General features: G+C 74.5%; 1 pseudogene. It reads left to right on the top strand.

The window, feature by feature from the left end:
- A pseudogene (locus ACYVE7_RS34195) lies at positions 1–1314 on the top strand (glycosyltransferase family 2 protein); the annotation flags it as partial.

Raw genomic sequence — 1314 nt, forward strand, 5'->3', positions numbered from 1 at the left:
GCGGCCGGCGGGCGCACGCCGTCGCGCGGCGGCGGCTCGACCGGCGCAACGCGATGCTGGTGCTGCTGGCGAACCTGCCGCTCCGGCCCATGCTCTGGATCTTCTTCCGGCTGATGATCGGCTCGCTGTTCCGGATGATCGGCTTCCTGATCGCGAAGAAGCCGCTGGCGCTCCGCGACGAGCTCGCCGCCGTCCGGGACGTCCTGACCGACCCGCTCGGCCTGCGTTCGCTGCGCGCCGCCCGCTCCAACGGCCGCACCAGCGTCTACCGGGTGGTGCGGCGGTTCCAGCCGCACTGGGTGACGCTGCGGCGGCTCGCCGAACGGGCCGGCGCGCTGATCGCGCCCACCGAGTACGGCGCCGAGGACGAAGAGGACGGCCCGCAGGACGACAAGGGCCTCGGCATCATCCGCCGGATCATCGCCCACCCCAGCGTGATCGTCCTGCTCGTGCTGACCTTCGTGACCTTCCTCGCGGAACGGTCGCTGCTGGGCGGACGGCTCGGCGGCGGCGCGCTCGTGCCCGCGTGGGGGAGCGCGTCCGAACTGTGGGGCGCGTACGTGTCCGGCTGGCACGAGGCCGGGCTCGGCTCGGCCGACGCGGCCCCGCCCTACCTGGCCGTCCTCGGGCTGCTCTCCTACCTGACGCTCGGCAAACCATGGCTCGCGATGCTGGTGATCCTCGTCGGCTGCGTCCCGCTGTCGGGCTTGACGGCCTACCTCGCGGCGAAACGGCTCGTCCCCGCCGGGCTGCCCGTCGGACGGCGCGCCGCCAAACTGATCGGGCGGCGCCGGGTGCCCGCCAGCGCGATCCGGATCTGGGTGGCGATCGCGTACGCACTGCTGCCCGTCGTGTCCGGCGCGGTCGCCGCCGGACGGTTCGGCACCTGCGTCGTCGCGGTGCAGCTGCCGCTGATGGGGCTGCTCGGCGCGCGCGTCCTGCGCCAGCCCGAAGGACTCATCGACGCCCGGCAGGCGCGCCGCGCCGCGTGGGGGCTGGCAGTCCTGCTGACCGTCGCGATGGCGTTCGTGCCGCTGACCTGGCTGCTCCTCGCCGTGCTGTGCGGCCTTTCGGCGCTGTTCTTCCGGACGGCCCGCCGCTCCGACCTCGCCATCGTCGTCCTGACACCGCCGCTGCTGCTCCTGCCCGCCACGATCGGGCTGGCGCTGCACCCGTCCCGGCTGCTGCTGGAAGCGGGACTGCACCGGCCGGAGCTGGTCGACCAGCGCCTGTCGGGGCTGTCGATCCTGACGCTCGACCCCGGCGGGCCCGGCACCGACCTGGGCTGGGCGACGGCCGGGCTGCTGGCGCTGG

It is taken from the genome of Actinocorallia lasiicapitis (assembly GCF_054778695.1).